Annotated in this window: 16 protein-coding genes; 8 read left to right on the top strand and 8 right to left on the bottom strand. The window is 71.2% G+C overall.

The features are described from left to right. Positions 1–112 precede the first annotated feature (112 nt). Positions 113–1,816 carry a methyl-accepting chemotaxis protein gene (locus tag LCY71_RS10950; protein WP_225333182.1) on the top strand — a complete coding sequence of 568 codons (1,704 nt, stop codon included), beginning with the start codon at positions 113–115 and terminating at the stop codon, positions 1,814–1,816. A gap of 26 nt (positions 1,817–1,842) precedes the next feature. On the opposite strand, the gene LCY71_RS10945 is transcribed toward LCY71_RS10950, so the two are convergent. The 4 genes from LCY71_RS10945 to LCY71_RS10930 form a co-directional block, all read right to left on the bottom strand. Continuing rightward, positions 1,843–2,028, bottom strand: a complete 186-nt coding sequence (locus LCY71_RS10945; RefSeq protein ID WP_225333181.1) for a PhlB family protein — start codon at positions 2,026–2,028, stop codon at positions 1,843–1,845. A 43-nt stretch (positions 2,029–2,071) separates the two neighbouring features. After that, a complete protein-coding gene (locus LCY71_RS10940) occupies positions 2,072–2,308 on the bottom strand; it encodes a hypothetical protein (RefSeq protein WP_225333180.1) in 237 nt (78 codons plus the stop codon). Continuing rightward, positions 2,308–3,132 (bottom strand): M48 family metallopeptidase, encoded by an 825-nt coding sequence (locus tag LCY71_RS10935; protein ID WP_225333179.1) that lies wholly within the window; start codon positions 3,130–3,132, stop codon positions 2,308–2,310. Before LCY71_RS10935 ends, LCY71_RS10940 begins: the two co-directional genes overlap by 1 nt. 101 nt (positions 3,133–3,233) lie before the next feature. Beyond that, positions 3,234–3,392, bottom strand: coding sequence for a ribbon-helix-helix protein, CopG family (locus LCY71_RS10930; RefSeq protein ID WP_225333178.1), 159 nt, complete (start codon positions 3,390–3,392; stop codon positions 3,234–3,236). 239 nt (positions 3,393–3,631) lie between these two features. Here LCY71_RS10930 and LCY71_RS10925 point away from each other — a divergent pair, with 239 nt between their 5' ends. Further along, a complete protein-coding gene (locus LCY71_RS10925) occupies positions 3,632–4,417 on the top strand; it encodes an NAD(P)H-hydrate dehydratase (RefSeq protein ID WP_225333177.1) in 786 nt (261 codons plus the stop codon). 68 nt (positions 4,418–4,485) lie between these two features. Here LCY71_RS10925 and mutS (LCY71_RS10920) read toward each other — a convergent pair whose 3' ends face one another. After that, entirely contained in the window at positions 4,486–7,185 is a 2,700-nt protein-coding gene (gene mutS, locus LCY71_RS10920) for a DNA mismatch repair protein MutS (protein WP_225333176.1), read from the bottom strand. A gap of 180 nt (positions 7,186–7,365) precedes the next feature. Here mutS (LCY71_RS10920) and LCY71_RS10915 point away from each other — a divergent pair, with 180 nt between their 5' ends. Next, complete coding sequence (locus LCY71_RS10915; protein WP_225333175.1) at positions 7,366–9,519, top strand: CARDB domain-containing protein; 2,154 nt, start codon at positions 7,366–7,368, stop codon at positions 9,517–9,519. A 37-nt stretch (positions 9,520–9,556) separates the two neighbouring features. On the opposite strand, the gene thiD is transcribed toward LCY71_RS10915, so the two are convergent. Next, a complete protein-coding gene (thiD, locus tag LCY71_RS10910) occupies positions 9,557–10,852 on the bottom strand; it encodes a bifunctional hydroxymethylpyrimidine kinase/phosphomethylpyrimidine kinase (protein ID WP_225333174.1) in 1,296 nt (431 codons plus the stop codon). 118 nt (positions 10,853–10,970) lie between these two features. Between thiD and LCY71_RS10905 the strand changes: the two genes are divergently transcribed. The 3 genes from LCY71_RS10905 (at position 10,971) to LCY71_RS10895 (ending at position 14,418) form a co-directional block, all read left to right on the top strand. Beyond that, positions 10,971–11,177, top strand: coding sequence for a DUF7331 family protein (locus tag LCY71_RS10905; protein WP_444542727.1), 207 nt, complete (start codon positions 10,971–10,973; stop codon positions 11,175–11,177). 139 nt (positions 11,178–11,316) lie between these two features. Continuing rightward, positions 11,317–11,952 carry a DsbA family oxidoreductase gene (locus tag LCY71_RS10900; protein WP_225333172.1) on the top strand — a complete coding sequence of 212 codons (636 nt, stop codon included), beginning with the start codon at positions 11,317–11,319 and terminating at the stop codon, positions 11,950–11,952. A 165-nt stretch (positions 11,953–12,117) separates the two neighbouring features. Further along, positions 12,118–14,418: a glycoside hydrolase family 3 N-terminal domain-containing protein gene (locus tag LCY71_RS10895; protein ID WP_225335908.1), complete on the top strand. Its 2,301-nt coding sequence runs from the start codon at positions 12,118–12,120 to the stop codon at positions 14,416–14,418. On the opposite strand, the gene LCY71_RS10890 is transcribed toward LCY71_RS10895, so the two are convergent. Then, on the bottom strand, positions 14,415–14,747 hold the full coding sequence (locus LCY71_RS10890; protein WP_225333171.1) for a thioredoxin family protein: 333 nt from the start codon (positions 14,745–14,747) through the stop codon (positions 14,415–14,417). The genes LCY71_RS10895 and LCY71_RS10890 overlap by 4 nt on opposite strands. A gap of 70 nt (positions 14,748–14,817) precedes the next feature. Next, complete coding sequence (locus LCY71_RS10885; protein ID WP_505706964.1) at positions 14,818–15,288, bottom strand: DUF7847 domain-containing protein; 471 nt, start codon at positions 15,286–15,288, stop codon at positions 14,818–14,820. A 41-nt stretch (positions 15,289–15,329) separates the two neighbouring features. Between LCY71_RS10885 and LCY71_RS10880 the strand changes: the two genes are divergently transcribed. Beyond that, entirely contained in the window at positions 15,330–15,569 is a 240-nt protein-coding gene (locus LCY71_RS10880) for a hypothetical protein (protein WP_225333169.1), read from the top strand. Positions 15,570–16,075: 506 nt separating this feature from the next. Then, positions 16,076–18,826 carry a DNA mismatch repair protein MutS gene (mutS, locus tag LCY71_RS10875; RefSeq protein WP_225333168.1) on the top strand — a complete coding sequence of 917 codons (2,751 nt, stop codon included), beginning with the start codon at positions 16,076–16,078 and terminating at the stop codon, positions 18,824–18,826. The last annotated feature ends 9 nt before the right edge of the window (positions 18,827–18,835 follow it).

The raw sequence follows: 18,835 nt of genomic DNA, 5'->3' as shown, positions 1-18,835 counted from the left end.
GAGCGGGCGTCACCCCGCCGAGCGACGGCTCGTCCGCCGCTCTCTCGCCGCCAGAGTATCACGTTTGATACTGGTGGAATAGACTAAGGTCGTTACCACGGCTACCCCACCTATGAACCAGATAACGGGATTGCTCAACAGGTTAGTACCGGGTCGCGACCCGTCGTTCGCGGAGGCTGGATCGGGAGCCGCGCCCGACGACCGGACGGCGACCGGCTCGGGCGAGCGGCGGGTCGCCGACGGCGGGGTGCGGTCAGAGGGCGGTCCCGCGACCGACGACGCTGCCGACGTGTCCGGCGACGGCGCCGAGGACGAAAACGCCGGGGACGAGGCCGACCGCGGCGACGGGACCGCCTCGCGGCGAGCGCCCGACAGCCGGCTCGTGACCGCGGGGCTGCGGCCGGAGGACGTCCTCGACGCGCTGCCCTTCTGTATCTTCGTGATGGCGCCCGACCACGAGGTGCTGGCCTGGAACAGCGGCGCCGAGGAGCTGTGCGGCACCGACCGCGAGGACGTCGTCGGCACCGCGGAGTCGGCGACGGCGTTCTACCAGGACGACCGGCGCTCGAAGACGCTGGCGGACAAGATCGTCGACGCGCCGCGGACCGCCCACGAGCAGTACGGCGTCAACCGGAACGGAGACGTCGGCGTGATCCGCTACGAGGACGAGAGCACGATGCTCGACGCCAGCGGCGAGGAGATCCCCATCTGGTTCACCGCGCAGCCGCTGTTCGACGAGCACGGCGACCTCGAGTGCGTCGTCGAGATGGTGTACGACCAGAGCGACCAGGTCGAACGCGAGGCGGCCATCCGGTCGCTCGTCGAGGAGGTCGCGACGACGCTGGACGCGGTCGGTAGCGGCGACCTCTCGGTCCGGGCACAGGCCCCGGCGGAGGCCGAGGCGGTCCTCGACGACGAGGTCGTCGAGGTCGTCACCCACGTCAACGAGATGGCCGGGACGCTGGAGACGCTGACCGACGACATCCGGGAGAAGGTCGAGTACGTCTGCGACCTCGCCGACGAGACGGCGTCGGCCATGGACGAGGCCGACGACCGCACCGAGGAGCAACTCGAGCTGCTCCAGGAGGTCGCCGACGAGATGTCCTCCTTCTCCGCCTCGATGGAGGAGATCGCCGCGACCGCTGACCAGGTCTCGACCAGCGCCCAGCAGGCCCGCGAGGCCGCCGAGAGCGGCCAGGACGCGTCCGCCTCCGCCGACGAGGCCACCGAGGAGATCGTCGAGGCCGGCGAGCGCGTCGAGGCGGAGATGGACGAACTGGAGACCCAGCTCGACGAGATCGTCGAGATCGTCGAGGTCATCGAGGACATCGCCGAGCAGACGAACCTGCTGGCGCTGAACGCCAACATCGAGGCCGCCCGCGCCGGCGAGGACGGCAGCGGGTTCACCGTCGTCGCCGAGGAGGTCAAGAGCCTCGCCAACGAGACCCAGGAGCGGACCGCGGAGATCGCCGACCAGATCGACGTCATCGACGAGCAGACCGACGCCACGGTCGAGGCCGTGGCCGACTCGAACCGGCGCCTGGAGGAGGCCGGCGAGCAGATCGAGACCGCCCTCGAGGCCATGGACGCGACCGCCGACGCCATCGACGAGGCCGCGACCGGCGTCGAGGAGCTCGCCCGCGCCAACGACGACCAGGCCAGCCGCGTCGAGGAGGTGACCGCGACTGTCGAGAGCGCCGAGGACCTCTCCGAGGAGGTCAACGACCTCGCGACCAGGGCCACCGAGGTCGCCGAGGAGCAGGACGAGGTGCTGCAGGACCTCAACGACACCGCCCGGGACCTCCGCAACGACTAGCCGTCAGTCGGTTCTCCCCGACCGCTCTATTGTCCTCCCCGGCCGCTCGATTCCACCCGTTCGACGCTCTCGCTCTCGCATTCGGGGCACGTCTCGTAGCCGGTCGCGAACTCCGCCCCGCACTCGGCGCAGACGTACGTCTCCGACGCGGCGTCCGTCGCCTGCCGCTTGAGTTTCTCGACGCGCTCCCCGAGGTCGCGAAACAGTCCCATGGTTCTCGACTCGCTCGGCTCCGGGAAAAAGTGACGGGGCCGTTCAGACAGCCTGATACCCGAAGTACAGCCCCGCGAGGACGAGCAGGCCGCCGACGGCCCGGACGACCAGCCGGACACGCCCGCTGGAGTCGCCGTCGTCCCCGTACTCGCCCCGCCGTGGACCCGGGACGCGGCCGACCCCGTGGGCGCGCACGACGGACTCCGGAGCGGCGACCAGCAGGAGGCCCAGACCGACGCCGAGCACGCCGGCCAGCAGCGTCCGGAAGTCGACGGGCATCAGTTACGCAGGCGCTCGATGCGCTTCTCGACGGGCGGGTGCGAGGCGAACAGCGTCGCGATCAGGCCCCGCTCCTGGCCGAAGATGCACAGCGCGCTGACGTTCTCGTCGACGGCGGACTCGCGGGCCCGCTCGTTGCCGGCGCTGATCTTCTCCAGGGCGCTGGCCAGCGGTTCCCCGCCGACCTCGGCCGCGGCGTCGGCGTCGGCCACGTACTCGCGGTACCGCGAGATGGCCAGCACGAAGACCATCACGAGCATCTGGACGATCTGGCCGACCACGATGGCCAGGAAGAAGTCGACGATCTCGTTGTCGCCCGTCAGCAGCACGATCCACTGGGCGACGATGGCGACGATGGAGGCCACGCCCTGGCCCAGCACCATCATCACTACGTCGCGGTTGCGGATGTGGGCCAGTTCGTGGGCGAGGACGCCCTCGACCTCGTCGGCGTCGAGCATCGCCAGCAGCTCCTGGCTCACGACGACCGTGCCGGCCCCCTTCCGCCCGACGGCGAAGGCGTTGGGCACGCCCATCCGGGCGACCATCAGCCGCGGCTTCTCGATGCCCATGTCCTCGGAGAGGTACTCGACGCGGCGGTGGATCTCCGGGAACTGGTCCTCGGGCATGTCCTCGGCGCCGACCGACCGGATCGCCATCCACTTCCCGACCTTGTACTGGAACCCCACGAAGACGACGCTGCCGGCCAGCACGAGAGCCAGCGGCGCGTCGAACATCCCCATCGCCACCACCGCGGCGACGGCGTAGAACGCGAACAGGATCGATCCCGCGATCGCCATCCGCGCTTTCAGACCTGGGTGTCGCATGTGCGCCGGTTACCTACCGGGCCACTAGTACTTTCTGGCTGGGGATCGGCTAGCTGTTTGGTATTTTACACTAGGGTGCGACCGTTCTGGGGCCGTCGCCGTCAGTCCTCGCGGGCCTTCAGCCACTCGTCGAACAGGTCCCGGATCGCCGCCTCGCGGTTGTCCCGGTGCTCAGCGAAGGCCTTCTCGTCGATGGCCTCCAGCTCCTCCTCGGTGAGCTCGAGCGTGACCACCTCCATGTCCAGCGCGCCGTCGTTCATCGGCCCGACGAACGACCGTGACCTATAAAAGAGTCCGTCAGACGAGGGTCGGACAGGCGACACGTCCGGCGACGCGCGGTCGCGGCCGCTCGCGGCCGTCCGACCTCACCGCCGGCGTCCGGTCTCGGCCCCGCGATAGCTGCGCGTCGCTTCCCAGAACCGTCCGCTTGGACGCGGATTGCGTCGGCTCGGTTCCCGGATCCCCGGCGGCACATGGTCGTCCGGGCCGAACCCCGTCCGTGAACGACCTCCTGAGCGAGCTCTCGACGGCAGCGGACTCCGAGAAGGGCGACAACGGGCGCGTGAGCATCGTCGGCGGCAGCATCGAGTACCCCGGTCCGCCGGCGCTCTCGGGGCTGGCGGCGCTCCGGACCGGGACCGACGTCGCGCGGATCCTCACCTCCGAGCGCGCCGTCGACACCGTCGCCGGGTTCTCGCCGAACCTGCTCGCCGGTCGGTTCACCGGCGACGTCCTGACGGCGGACTCGGTCAGCAAGGCGCTGACGCTGGCCGAGTGGTCCGACGCCGTGGTGATCGGGCCGGGCCTGGAGAACCCACACCCCGACGCGATCAGGGAGATCGTCGACGGGATCGACGTCCCCCTCGTGATCGACGCGACCGCCATCGGGGCGGCGCTCGACGCCGACGTCGGGACCGCCGTGGTGACGCCCGACGCCGCCGAGGTGGACGCCATCGAGGACGAGTACGGCTCGCTGGACGACTTCGCGCGGGAGACGGAGGTCGTGGTCGTCTCGAAGGGCGCGGAGGACGAGATCATCGACGGCGAGCAGCGGTGGACCAACGACGTCGGGTCGCCCGCCATGACCGTCGCCGGGACCGGCGACACCCTCGCCGGGATCGTCGGATCGCTGCTCGGACAGGGACTGAGGCCAGCGAAAGCGGCGCGGCTCGGCCCGTGGATCGCCGGCCGTGCGGGCGTGCTCGCCGCGGACGAGTACGGTACCGGCATCGTCGCGACCGACGTCATCGAACGGATCCCGCGGGCGATTCGGGAGGGGCGATAGCGGACCGCGACGCGCCGTAGGGCGGACCGTCGACAGCCACGAGGCGCGTGCGCTGCGTCGGCGACCGCCTACGCGTCGTCCAGTTCCGACTGCCACTCCTGGACCTTCGCCATCAGCTCGACGGGCGGCGTCTCGTTGACGTCGAGATCGCCGAGTTCGTCGAGGACGGCTTCCGTCTCCGGATCGAGCGACTGACCGCTCGAGTCGCTCGCGGGCGCTTCCATCTGGCTGCCGTCGGTCGCGACCTGTTGCTGGCTGCTGTCCGACCCCTCAGCGGTGAGCTCGCCCGAGCCGAGGTCGAAGACGACCTGTTCCGTGCCGTCGCCACCGGACCGGTCGCTGCCCTGCACTTCGATCGCCTTGTCCTCGCGGAGCCGTTCGAGGACGTCCCGCGAGCGGTCGACGACCGGTTCGGGGACGCCGGCGAGGTCCGCGACGTGCACCCCGTACGACCGATTGGTCGGCCCGTCGCGGACCGTCCGCAGGAACGTGACCTCGCCGTCGGTCTCGTCGGCGGCGACGTGGACGTTGTGCACCGTCGGGATCTCCTCGCCCAGCGTCGTGAGCTCGTGATAGTGGGTGGCGAAGAGGGTCTTCGACCTGATCTGGTTCGCCAGATACTCGGTCGCCGCCCACGCGATGGAGATGCCGTCGTAGGTGGCCGTCCCGCGGCCGACCTCGTCCAGGATCACGAGGGAGTCCTCCGTCGCGGAGTGGAGGATGTTCGAGAGCTCCTGCATCTCGACCATGAACGTCGAGCGCCCCTGCGCGAGTTCGTCGAGCGCGCCGACGCGCGTGTAGATGCCGTCGACGAGGCCGATTCGAGCGGACCGCGCCGGGACGAAGCTCCCGACCTGCGCGAGCAGCGTGATCAGCGCCGCCTGTCGCATGTACGTGGACTTCCCGGACATGTTGGGGCCGGTGACGACGAGGAACTGCCGATCCCCGTCCATCCGGAGGTCGTTGGGCACGAACTCCGTGGTGCGCTCGACGACGGGGTGGCGGCCGGCCTCGACGTCCAGTTCCCGGCCCTCGGTGAGTTCCGGCCGGGTCCAGTCGTTGCGGACGGCGTGGGTCGCCAGCGCGGCGACGGCGTCCAGTTCCGCCAGCGCGCGGCCGACGTCCTGCAGCAGCGCGGCGCGCTCGCCAACCCGCTCCCGCAGTTCGTCGAACAGGTCCCGCTCCATGTCGTGGCGCTGCTCCTCCAGGCGCATCACCTCGCGCTCGCGCTCGCGGAGGTCCGGAACGGTGTAGCGCTCGGAGTTCTTCAGCGACTTGATGCGCTCGTACTCCTCGGGCACCTGGTCGGTCTCGCTGTTGCCCACCTGGATGTAGTAACCGTCCGTCTTGTTGCGATCCACGGAGAGGTGAGTGATCCCCGTCCGCCGTTTCTCGCGCTCGGGGAGCGTGTCGATCCACTCCAGCGCGTCCTCGTGGTCCTCGATCACGGCGTCGAGGTCCTCGTCGTAGCCCCGGCGGAACAGGCCGCCCTGGGTGACGGTGCCCGGCGGGTCCTCGACCAGCGCGGCGTCGAGTTCGTCGGCGAGGTCGGTCGCGGCCGCACGGTCTGCTCCCTCCAGCGCGTCGGCCAGCGGCGACTCCGCCAGCCGGTCCGACTCGGCGACCAGATCGGCCACGCGCTCGAACAGCGCAAGCGTCTCGCCGACGGCCCGGAGGTCCCGCGCGTCGGCGCTGCCCGAGACGGCCTTCGCGCCCAGGCGCTCCAGGTCGTAGGCGCCGTCGAGCGTCTCGCGCAGTTCCTCGCGAGCCAGCGCGGCCTCGGCGAGGGCGCTCACGCAGGACTGCCGACGGGTCAGCTCGGCGCGGTCCCGGCGCGGGCGCTGGAGCCACTGGCGCAGCAGGCGCCCGCCGGCGGAGGTGACGGTGTGGTCGACCGTCTCGAACAGCGACCCGTCGCTCTCGCCCTGCATCGTCTCGGTGAGCTCGAGGTTGCGCTGGGTCGTCGCGTCCAGTTCGACGTGGTCGGTCGCGCCGTAGGCCTGCAGGCGCGTGACGGAGGCCAGCGTCCCGACACCGGTCTCCTCGACGTACGAGAGGACGGCCCCGGCCGCTCTGATCGCCGCCTGCTGGCCTGCAACGCCGACGCTCTCGAGGGTCTCCCGGCCGAACTGCTCGCGGACGCGGTGGCGGGCGCGCCCCGGCGCGAACGACTCGGTGTCGTGCAGCGTCATCGCCGCGTCGGTCCGCTCGCGCACGCGGTCGACGAACTCGTCGGCGGATCGGAGGGTCGGCCCCGGAAGGACCTCCGCGGGGTCGAACTTGTACAGCTCCGTCCCGACGCGGGCGCGGGCGTCCTCGCCGTCGACCTGCGTGACGTGGAACTCGCCCGTGGTCACGTCGGCGACGGCCAGCCCGTAGGCGTCGTCCGCGTCGGCCTCGACGACCGCCGCGAGGTACTGGGCCGCGTCGTCGCTGGTCTCCAGGTGCGTCCCCGGCGTGACGACGCGGGTGATCTCGCGCGCGTGGCCGTCCGCGGTGTCGTACTGGTCGGCGACGGCGACCCGGTAGCCCCGCTCGACCAGCGCGGAGACGTACGGCGTCAGGTCGTCGACGGGCACGCCCGCCATCGGGTACGACGACCCGTGCGAGGACTTCTGGGAGACCTTCAGGTCCAGTTCGTCGGCAACGATCTCCGCGTCCTCGTCGAAGAACTCGTAGAAGTCCCCGCACTGCATGGCCAGCAGGTCCGCGTCCGTCTCCTCCTTGAGCGCGAGGAACTCCCCCACGATGCCCGTCGCCTCTGTCATACCCTGTGGTGTGTCGGGTGCGGTGTAAAACGCTACGGGTCCGGATTGAAAGTGTCGGCCGGCGGGGGATGACCGGCCGTCCGGGCGGGGCGGCGACTGCCAACGATGGATTCGCGCGCGTCCGGCCGGAACCCGAACCCGAGTCAGCTATTTGAGTCATCACGAACAATGAGGGGTAACATGGCGGTGCTTCGCCGCGGGCTACTGACGCTCGCGCTGGCGATGCTGCTGGTGTCCGGCGGGCTGACCCCGGCACTCGGCAGCGGGCCGGACCCAGCCGTCGCCGGCGTCCTCGACCCGGAGGCCGCCGAGGACCGGTTCCCCGTCGTCCGCGCCGGAAGCGGGAGCGGCGCACCGGCCCAGCAGGTCGACGGGGACGAGGAGATCGGCGCGACCCAGGCCTTCGCGCTGGCGCCCGAGCGGCCGGGTGAAGTGACCGTCACGCTCGACTACTCCGTCCCGGAGCGGGTGGTGAGCCTGAACACGACCGTCCCAGAGGGCGCGACGCTCGTAGAGACAGAGTCGTTCGAGCGCGACGAGGGGCGGCGCTACGCCTGGACCGGCGACGACAACACCGCGTCGATCACCTACCGGCACGAGGTCAACGAGACCATCCAGACGGGCGGACCGGAAGCCGCCGACGGGCGCTACGTCTACGCCGGCGTCGGCGACTGGGCGCTGTTCGCCCGCCCGAGTATGCCGACGAACTGGACCTACAGGGGGTCCGAGCCGCTGGGCTTCGAGCGCCGGACCCGGACGGTCGGGAACGGAACCGCCGGCGAGTGGCTCGTCTACCTCGGCGAGTACGAGGAGTACGGCAGGGAGGCCAACGGCCAGCGGTTCCAGCTGATCGTCCCCGCGGCGGCGGACCTGGCGACCGACCGCGAGGCGGTCCTCGACTCGCTCGCGAGAGCCTCGGACGACTTCCGCGTCGGCGACCGGGACGACGAGGTGTTCGTCGTGGCCGCGCCGACGGGCCGCGTCGGCTGGGGCGTCCGCGGCGCCCAGACCGGCGACGCAGACATGTGGGTCCGAGACGTACAGCGCCTCGACACCGCCGACAACGTCTGGCTCCACGAGTACGTCCACACCCGCCAGCGGTTCCGGTCGACCTCCGAGACGGTGTGGCTCAACGAGGGAACGGCGACCTACTACGGCGCGCTGCTGAGCCTGGAGCAGGGCCTGATCGGCTTCGAGGCGTTCGCGGACATGCTCGCCGACGGCGAGCACGCCACCTACGAGGAGGTCGTCCTGTCGAACTCGTCGACCTGGGTCGGGCACGCCAACTACGAGCGGGGCGCGCTGATCGCCGGCCGCCTGGACCTCGCGATCAGGCGTGCGACCGGCGGCGAGCGGAGCCTTCAGGACGCCGTCAGGCAGAGCAACACCCGCAACGACCGGCTGACGCAATCGGCCCTGCTCGCGACGCTCGGCGAGACCGGCGGCGACCGGGCGACGGACGCCGGTCGGCGGTACACGGAGCGGACCGCGACGGCGACCATGTGGAACGCCTCGACCCACAGCGCGGCCTTCGGCGAGGTGCCCGCCCGGATCGACTACTCCCTCCCGGACCCGACCCACTTCAACAGCTTCGGGGTCGACGGACCGTACCGGGTGGGATCCGTCGGGGGGAGCGAGCCGATCCGACTCGTGCCCGGCGAGTCGCTCACCGTCCGCGCTCGGGTGAACAACTCCGGCGGAGCTGCCGGCGATTACGCGGTGCCGCTGACCGTCGACGGCACGGTGGTCGAACGGGCCTACGGCACCGTCGAGGCGGGCGAGTCCACGACCGCGCAGCTGAACCACACGTTCGACGATCCCGGCCGCTACGAGGTCGGCGTCGACGAGGACGCCGTGACAGTCGTGGTCGAACAGCCGGCGACCGCCGCGGTGACCGGGCTGCGAGTGGATCGCACCACGATCCGGCAGGGCGGGCGGATCACCGCCACGGCGACCGTCGCGAACGACGCCGACCGGCCCGGGCGCGCCACGGTCAACTTCACGCGTGGCTCCGAGGTCGTCGAGCGTCGGACCGTCCAGCTCCCGTCGGGCACGACCGGGGAGGTGCAGGCGGAGATCGCCCTCCCCGAGGCCGGGACGGTCTCCGTCGGCGCGGAGAACGCCGGCTCCACCGAGATACGGGTCGAACCGGTCCACGAGGGCGTGAACGGCAGCGACGGGACGCCGGCGGCGACGCCGGACGCGGAAACGACGGCGGCCGATCCGTCAGCGACGACCACGCCGGGCGAGTCCACCGACGGGAGCGGCGCCGGCTTCGGTGCCGTCGCGCTCGCCGCGGCAGTCGCGCTCGCGCTCCTGGGTCGCCGGCTGTGAGCGGTCTATTCTCCTCGGGCGCTCCGTGGCGTCCGGGCTACGCCGACAGTGCCGCCGAGAGGGCCTGCACCCGGTGTGCCAGCCGGTCGGCGTCCGCCGCGACGAGCGTGAGCAGGTCGGCGTCGGTCACCTCGACGGCCGCCGGCGTCCCGTCGACGGCGGCCACGGCCCGCTGGACCCCCACGTCCGCCCCCGCCTCGGCGGTCGCGACCGGTCCATCGACGGCCGAGCGGAGGGCATCGGACCGGCGGCAGTCGACGGCGAACCGCAGCGACGGATCGGCCTCTCGGGCGGCGAGCAGGCGCTCGGCCGGGTCGCCGGCGGTCCCGAAGCGGACGCCGCGGTCCGCCCGCAGTTCCGCCGCCCCGGAGTCGCCCTCGACGGCCGCGACGTCCGCGGGCGTCTCGGCGTGGGGAGTCGCGCCGACGACGGTCGGTCCGCTCGACGGGGTCAGCGTCCCGGCGTCGGCCTCGGCCAGCGCCGTCGCGACCGACTCGACGGCCGCGGCGGTCCCGGCGCGCGCGGCGTCGTTCCGGAGGGCGACGGCGTGGTGGACTGCGCCGGGCCCCTCGCCAACGTCGAGGTTGTACCGGACCGCCCGCGAGAGCAGGTCGATCCCCGCGCCGACCGCGGCTTCGAGGGCGTCGCCGCGGGCCAGGCGAGCGGCGATCGCGCTGGAGAGGGTACACCCCGATCCGTGGGTCGCGTCGGTGTCCACGCGGTCGTGGCGGAACGTCCGGACCGCGTCGCCGCTGACGAGGGCGTCGACGACGTCGTCGCCGGACACGTGGCCGCCCTTGACGAGCGCGGCCTCGGCGCCCGCCTCGACCAGGCGCTCGCCCGCCTCGCGGGCGGCCTCGGGCTCGGTCACCTCGATCCCGGTCAGCACCTCGGCCTCGTCGGCGTTGGGGGTCACGAGGCGCGCCTCGGCGATCAGGTCCTCGTAGGCCGCCTCCGCCTCAGGTTCGAGCAGTCGGTCCCCGGAGGCCGCGACCATCACGGGATCGACCACGAGGTTCGGCAGGTCGGGCGCGCGCTCGGCGACCAGGTCGACGACCCCGGTCGTCGCGAGCATCCCCGTCTTGACCGCGGCGACGTCGAAGTCCCCGCGGACGGCCTCGATCTGCGCCTCGATCTCCTCCCGGGGCAGCAGGTGCGTGCTCTCGACGCCGCGGGTGTTCTGGGCGGTCACGCTCGTTATCGCGCTGGTCCCGAAGGCCCCGCCGGCCTCGATCGTCTTGAGGTCGGCCTGGATCCCGGCGCCCCCGCCGGCGTCGCTGCCGGCGATCGTCAGCACGACCGGCGGTCGGACCGGTGCGGGCTGTCGCGTCATATCCGAGTTGTACATCCAGGTGGTAATAGCAGTGGTGGTCCCGCAGCCGGCCCGCGAGCGTCGCTGGCGACTGGACTCACTGGAAGCCGACTGGTATGTTCCCCACAACACAAATCATTTGGCTGAAAGGGTTATACGGTCCGGGCCCTCTAGAACGTCCACCGACCGATCGATGACCGACCAGGACCAGACTGCCGACGACCAGTACGGCGCGTTCACCACCGGCGGCGGCGACACCATCGTCTACGACCGACGGAACCCCGAGGCCTGGATCCAGTCCGACTACTCGGTGTCCGTCGGACCGGACGAGGAAGCCGAGGCCTAGGGCCTTTCTGGCGTCCACCTACGGTCCCGGCGGTACCGGTTCGCAGCCCCGAGAAACCCGTCGTCGAGGTGCCAGCGGCCCGTGCACGGCACGGCCACAGCCACGACGGCCTCTTGTGTCCCGAGCGCGAACGGGAACCATGAGCGAACAGCAGACCGACGAGAGCATCACGCTCTTCGCCGACTACGTCTGTCCCTTCTGTTATCTGGGCCGACAGTCCCTCGACTGGTACCAGGAGGGCCGCGAGGAGGAGCTGCGGGTCGACTGGCATCCGTTCGACCTCCGGTCCAACGAGCGGGGTCCCGACGGCGAGATCGACCCCGAGGCCGACAGCGGGAAGGACGAGGACTACTACGAGCAGGCCCGCGAGAACGTCCGGCGGCTCCAGGACGAGTACGGCGTCGAGATGGCGCAAGAGCTCGTCACGGACGTCGACTCCCTGCAGGCACAGGTCGCCTCCTACTACGTCAAGGAGCACTCCGACTACGAGCGGTGGCGCGCGTTCGACGACGGGATCTACGAGGCGCTGTGGCAGGACGGCCGGGACATCGGCGACCCGGACGTGCTGGCCGAGCTCGCGGAGGACGCCGACGTCAACCCGGCCGAAGTACGCGACGCCCTCGACGACGAGAACCTCCGCGAGGACGTCGAGGCCCTGTTCGAGCACGCCCGCCAGCGCGGCGTCACCGGCGTCCCCACCTTCGCCTACGAGGGCCACGCGGCGCGCGGCGCCGTCCCCCCGGAGCACCTCGAGCGGCTCGTCGAGGGCGAGTGACCGCGCCGGGCCACCCGACCCGTCAACTGGCTACAGCGACCTTCCCAGTCGTCCATTAGAATTTAATCGGAGGCCATCATCGGAGAGGGTGTGAGTTCTGACACGCCCCCATATCTCGATTCCACTCTGCCCGTCGAGCAGCGCGTCGACGACCTACTCGACAGAATGACGCTCGAGGAGACTGTCGCACAGCTGACCTCGGTCCCCGCCAGCCCGCTGACCGGCGAGGCCGACGACCCCGACGAGCTGCTCGACGACGAGGGCGACATCGACCACGAGACCGCCCGGGACCTCCTGGCCGGCGGCGTCGGCCACTTCACCCGCCTGGGCGGCGGCGGCGGCCTCGAACCCGAGCGTGCCCTCGAGGTGACCGAGGAACTCCAGGAGATGCTCGTCGAGGAGACGCGCCTCGGGATCCCCGCGGTCCCCCACGAGGAGTGTCTCAGCGGCTACATGGGCCCGGACGGGACCACGTACCCCCAGGGCATGGGCCTGGCCAGCACGTGGAACCCCGACCTCGTCGAAGGGATGACGGCCCGTATCCGCGAGCAGTTACTTTCCATCGGCTGCCGCCACGCCCTCTCCCCGGTGCTGGACGTGGCCCGCGACCCGCGGTGGGGCCGCACGGAGGAGTCCTTCGGCGAGGACCCGCTGCTGGTCGCCGAGATGGCCAGCGCCTACGTGCGCGGCCTCCAGGGCGAGAGCCCCGCCGAGGGCGTCTCGGCGACGGTCAAGCACTTCGTCGGCCACGCCGTCGGCGAGGGCGGCAAGAACCGCTCCTCGGTACAGATCGGCGAGCGCGAACTGCGCGAGGTCCACCTGTTCCCCTTCGAGGTCGCCGTCCGCGAGACCGGCGCCGAGTCGGTGATGAACGCCTACCACGACGTCGACGGGATCCCCTGCGCCGCCGACGAGTCGCTGCTGACCGGGATCCTCCGCGGTGAGTGGGACTTCGACGGCACCGTCGTCTCGGACTACTTCAGCGTCCGCTTCCTGCAGGAGGAACACGGCGTCGCCCGCGACCGGAAGGAGGCGGCAATCCGCGCCGTCGAGGCCGGCATCGACGTCGAACTGCCCCAGCGGGAGTGCTACCAGCTGCTCGTCGAGGCCGTCGAGGACGGCGACCTCGCCCGGGAGACCGTCGAGACCGCGGCCCGGCGCGTCCTCCGCCAGAAGGTCGAGAAGGGGCTGTTCGAGGAGTATCACCCCGACGCGAGCGGCGACGCGGCCGTCGATCCACCCTCGCCCGACGAGGCCTTCGGCCCCGACGCCGACCGCGACTACGCCCGCGACCTCGCCCGCGAGTCCGTGACGCTGCTGAAGAACGACGACCTGCTGCCCCTCTCCGGCGACGAGTCCGTCGCCGTCGTCGGTCCGAAGGCCGACACCCCCGAGGGCCAGCTCGGCGACTACGCCTACGCCGCCCACTACCCCGAGAAGGAGTCGAACCGGCGGGTCGTCACGCCCCGGGACGCCTTCGAGGAGCGCCTCGGCGAGGACCGCGTCGCCTACGCGGAGGGCTGCACGACGACCGGCCCGGCGACGGACGGGTTCGACGAGGCCGTCGCCGCCGCCGAGGACAGCGACGTGGCGGTCGCCTTCGTCGGCGCGCGGTCGGCCATCTCGCTCACCGACGAGGACGAGGCCGACCACGAGGACCAGCCCGACGTCCCCACCAGCGGCGAGGGCGCCGACGTCACCGACCTCGGACTACCGGGCGTCCAGCAGGACCTGGTCGAGGAGCTCCACGAGACGGACACGCCGGTCGTCGTGGTCCAGATCAGCGGCAAGCCCCACGCCGTCGAGTGGATCGACGAGCACGTGCCCGCCGTCCTCCACGCGTGGCTGCCCGGCGAGGAGGGCGGCCACGGCGTCGCCGACGTCCTCCTGGGCGAGCACAGCCCGAGCGGTCGGCTGCCCGTCTCCGTCGCGAAGTCGGTCGGTCAGCTCCCCGTCTACTACTCGCGCAAGCCCAACAGCCGCGAGGAAGACCACGTCTACGCCGACAGCGACCCGCTGTATCCCTTCGGCCACGGGCTGAGCTACGCCGACTTCGAGTACGGCGACGTCGAGCTCGCCGACGGCGAAGTCGGTCCCGCGGGGACCGTCGAAGCGTCGATCACCGTCGAGAACGCCGGCGACGTCGTCGGCAGCGAGGTCGTCCAGCTGTACGGTCACCACCGTTACCCGCGCCAGGCCCGGCCGGTCCAGGAGCTGCTGGGCTTCGAGCGGGTCCACCTCGAGCCCGGCGAGTCCGCGACGGTCACCTTCACCGTCGCCGCCGGCCAGTTCGCCTACCACGACGCCGACATGGACCTCGTGGTCGAGCCCGGCGAGTACGAGCTACGGGTCGGGCGCTCCGCGGCCGACGTCGAGTCGACGGCGGACCTCGAAGTCGTCGGTGACCGCCGCGAGGTCCCCCGGAGCGGTCGCGTCTACGCCGGCGAGAGCGAGGTCGAGCGCTAGACGTCGCCGACGAACTCGAGGAGGTCTTCGGTCGGGACGAACCCGTCTTCGAGCGTCTCGCGGAGTTCGCCGTCGACGAACAGCAGGAGCTTCGGAACCGACCGGACGTCGTACTCGTCGACCAGCACGGGGTCGTCGCGGGGGTTCATCGTCGCGACGACGGCGTCGCTCTCGCGGGCGACGTTGCCCAGCACGGGTTCCAGGGAGGCGCAGATGGAACACCCGTCCGTGTGGAACTCGACGAGGACGCGGTCGTGGTCGGCGACGAGGGCGTCGAGGTCGTCCTTCGAATCGAGCGGGACGGGCCGGTCGTAGTCTGTCGTGGACATAGCGGAGCGTACGCGCCGAGCGCGGGTAAGGCTTTCAGGGCTGTGTGCGGCGCTCGCAGCGCCGGCGATGTCAGACGGGCGAGGGAGGCGCGTCGTTCGCTGCGGCGCCGCCTTGATCCGGCACCTCGTCGCCGCGGAGCTGCTGGAACGCGACCGCGAAGACGGCGAGCTGGAACATCGCGAACGGCGCGATCAGCAGGACGTTGAGGAACTGGGAGACGGCCATCCCGCTGCTGCCGATGCCGATCACTGCGACGAAGCTGACGAGCGCGACCGGGATGCTCACCCCGACCGCGAGGACGAAGAGGACCAGGTACAGCAGGAACACCGAGAGCCGTTCACCGCGGGTCAGCGCCCAGCTCCGGCGGAAACCGGCGACGAACGAACGGTCCTCGGCGGCGACGTACATCGGCATGAAGACGAGGCTCACGGTCAGGTAGACGACCGCGACGAGGGCCGCGAGACCGACGACGAGTGCGGCGCCAACGGCCGCGAAACCGTCGAGGACCTGGGTGACGACGGCCACAGGGACCCCGAACAGCAGCCCCCCCCAGGAGCATCAGCGAGATTCCGCCGGCAATCATGTTACCGACTGCGACGGGCGCGTTCCGCGAGAGAGCGGCGTCGGGAAACGACGACCTGGATCCGGCGAGGAACGTCCTGATCGCGACCACCGACAGGTACGTCATCGCCACGAGACAGGCGAGGACGACGACGCCGGCGACGGCGGCCGGAACGTCGAGCGTCAGTCCCGGTGCGGGCGTCGCCAGGTCGAGCAACGAGTACAGCCTCGCTAACAGGCTGTTGTACGCCATCTGGTAGACGGCGAACAGGAGAAAGTACCCGAGGACGAGGGCCGCGCCGGTGCGGCTGGCGAACCGCCGGAAGCCGCCTTTCAGGGCGTCGCTGATATCGATCGACATGTCGGCCGGACCTGCACGGCGCCCTCGTAAATATCTTCTCCCGTTTTAGACGGGAAAATAGCGTCTCGGATGCTCTCGCTGGCGGTCGTTTCGTTTTCCGTGGAACCCGGCGGTGCGAAGCGGCGTCGGGAAACCAGTTCGCCCGACGGCCCCGAGGACGGCGGTGAGCCGAGCAACGCGAGGCGAGCCACGTCGGAGTTCTCTCTGACGGTGGTGAGCGACCAGCGAATCGCGAACCTCGTCGGAGTTCTCTCTGACGGTGGTGAGCGACCAGCGAATCGCGAACCTCGTCGGAGTTCTCTCTGACGGTGGTGAGCCGAGAGACACGAGGCGAACCTTGTCGGAGCGAAGCTCCGACAGTGGTCGATCCCAGGGGTTATCTACCGCGAACGCCCGGGGTCGCACATGGACGCGGTGCTGGGGCCGCCGGAGCAGATGGCCGAGCACGCCGACGATCTGACGCCGATGATGAGCCAGTACTACGAGCTCTGTCGGCGCTACGACGACTCGCTGGTGCTCTTTCAGGTCGGAGATTTCTACGAGGCCTTCTGCGAGGCGGCGGAGCGGGTGGCGCGGCTCTGCGAGATTACGCTGACGAAACGGGAGGACTCCACCGGGGAGTACGCGATGGCGGGCGTCCCGATCGACAACGCCGAGAGCTACGTCGAGACGCTGCTGGACGCGGGCTACCGCGTCGCCGTCGCCGACCAGGTGGAGGACCCCGACGAGGTCAGCGGCGTCGTCGAGCGCGCGGTCACGCGGGTCATCACGCCCGGGACCCTCACCGAGGACGAACTGCTGAAGAGCCCGGACAACAACTACGCGGCGGCGCTGGCCACGGACGGCCGCCGCTACGGGCTGGCGATGCTGGACGTCTCGACGGGCGACTTCTACGCCACGAGCGCGAGTGACGTCGACACCGTGGCCGACGAGGCCGACCGGTTCGCCCCGGCGGAGGCCATCGTCGGCCCGAACGTGGACGACGCCGGCGTGTTCGGCCCGGCGTGTCAGGTCTCGCCCTACGACGAGGGGGTGTTCGACCGCGAGGTCGCCGGCGAGCGCGTGCGGGCGTACTTCGGGGAGCCGGAGACGCTACTGGCCGGCGACGTCGAGGTGCGGGCCTGCGGGGCCCTGCTGGAGTACGCCGAGTACACCCGCGGCGGCGGGGCCGGCACCAGCGACGAGATCTCCGGGGGCGAGGACGGCCGCCTGGAGTACCTGAACCACCTGACGCGGTACGACCCCCGCGAGTACATGCTGCTGGACGCGGTGGCGCTCGACGGCCTGGAGGTCTTCGAGCGACGGTCGGTTCGGGGCCACGAGGGCCGGACGCTCGTGGACACCGTCGACGAGACCGCCTGCGCGCTGGGCCGGCGACAGCTGAGCGACTGGCTCCGCCGGCCGCTCTTGGACGGGGAGCGCATCGATCGCCGCCACGGCGCGGTCGAAGAACTGGTCCGCGACGTCCGGACGCGAGAGCGGCTCCACGAGCGACTGGCGGACGTCTACGACCTCGAGCGGCTGATCTCTCGTGTCGCCAGGGGGCGGGCCAACGCCCGCGACCTCCGCTCGCTGGCGGCGTCGCTGTCGGTCGTCCCGGACGTCCGCGAGGCGCTGTCCGGCGCGGAGAGCGACCTGCTGGCCGACCTCCACGGGTCGATCGACCCGCTGACCGCGGTGCGCGAGGAGATCGAGGCCGCCATCCGCGAGGACCCGCCCCAGGAGGTGACCGAGGGCGACGTGATCAGGCAGGGCTACGACGAGACGCTGGACGGCTTCCGGGAGACCGAGCGGTCGGGCAAGTCCTGGATCGAGGACCTCGAGGCCCAGGAGCGCGAGCGGACGGGCATCGACTCGCTGAAGGTGGGGCACAACTCCGTCCACGGCTACTACATCGAGGTGACCGACCCGAACCTCGACCGGGTGCCCGACGACTACCAGCGCCGCCAGACCCTGAAGAACTCCGAGCGCTTCTACACGCCCGAACTGAAGGAGCGCGAGGAGGAGATCCTCCGGGCGGAGTCGGCCGCCGACGACCTGGAGTACGAGCTGTTCTGCGAGGTGCGCGACGCCGTCGCCGGCGAGTCCGAGCGCGTGCAGGCGCTGGCCGACCGGCTGGCGACGCTGGACGCGCTGGTGGCCTTCGCCGAGGTGGCCGCCAACCACGACTACTGCCGGCCGACGGTCGGCGCCGACGCGTTCGACGTGGACGCGGCGCGCCACCCCGTCGTCGAGCGGACCGACGAGTCGTTCGTCCCCAACGGGACCGAGCTGGACCGCGAGCGCTTCCTCGCGGTGATCACCGGCCCCAACATGAGCGGGAAGTCCACGTACATGCGCCAGGTGGCGCTACTCTGTGTGCTCGCGCAGGCCGGGAGCTTCGTGCCCGCAGAGAGCGCGACGCTGCCGGTCGTCGACCGGGTGTTCACTCGCGTCGGCGCCAGCGACGACATCGCCGGCGGCCGGTCGACCTTCATGATCGAGATGGACGAACTGTCGGACATCCTCCGCGGCGCCACCAGTGACTCGCTGATCCTGCTGGACGAAGTGGGCCGCGGGACCTCCACCGCGGACGGGCTGGCCATCGCCCGCGCCGTCACCGAGTACGTCCACGACGAGGTCGGCGCGTACGCTCTCTTCGCGACCCACCACCACGACCTCACGGAGACGGCCGCGGACCTGCCGGGGGCGTTCAACCTCCACTTCGAGACCCGGCGGGTGGACGGCGACGTGGTCTTCGAGCACTCCGTCGCCGAGGGGGCCGCCGCGGCCTCCTACGGCGTCGAGGTGGCCAGCATGGCCGGCGTTCCCGACGCCGTCGTCGAGCGCTCCCGGGACCTGCTGGACGGCGAGGCCGCCAACGCCGAGACGGACGACGCCGCGGCCCGGGCGAACGGCGCGGACGCCGGGGCCGACGGGTCGGACGGGACCGGCGCGACGTCGAACGGCCACGCGCCCGCTGCCGACGTGGCGAACGGCGCCGACGCGACCGCGCCCTCGCTGGAGCGGTGGACGGACGCCGGGGCCGACGACGGCGAGCGGGCGACGGCGGACGGTCCAGTTCGCGAGCGACTGCGAGAGCTGGACGTGGCGACGATGACGCCGCTGGAGGCGATGAACGCGCTCGCGGAACTGAAAGAGCGGACGGACGACTGAGAGAGGACG

Source organism: Halomicrobium urmianum, from assembly GCF_020217425.1.
Lineage (GTDB): Archaea > Halobacteriota > Halobacteria > Halobacteriales > Haloarculaceae > Halomicrobium > Halomicrobium urmianum.
Note: the sequence above shows the minus strand (reverse complement) of the source record. Positions and strands in the feature narration are given on the sequence as shown.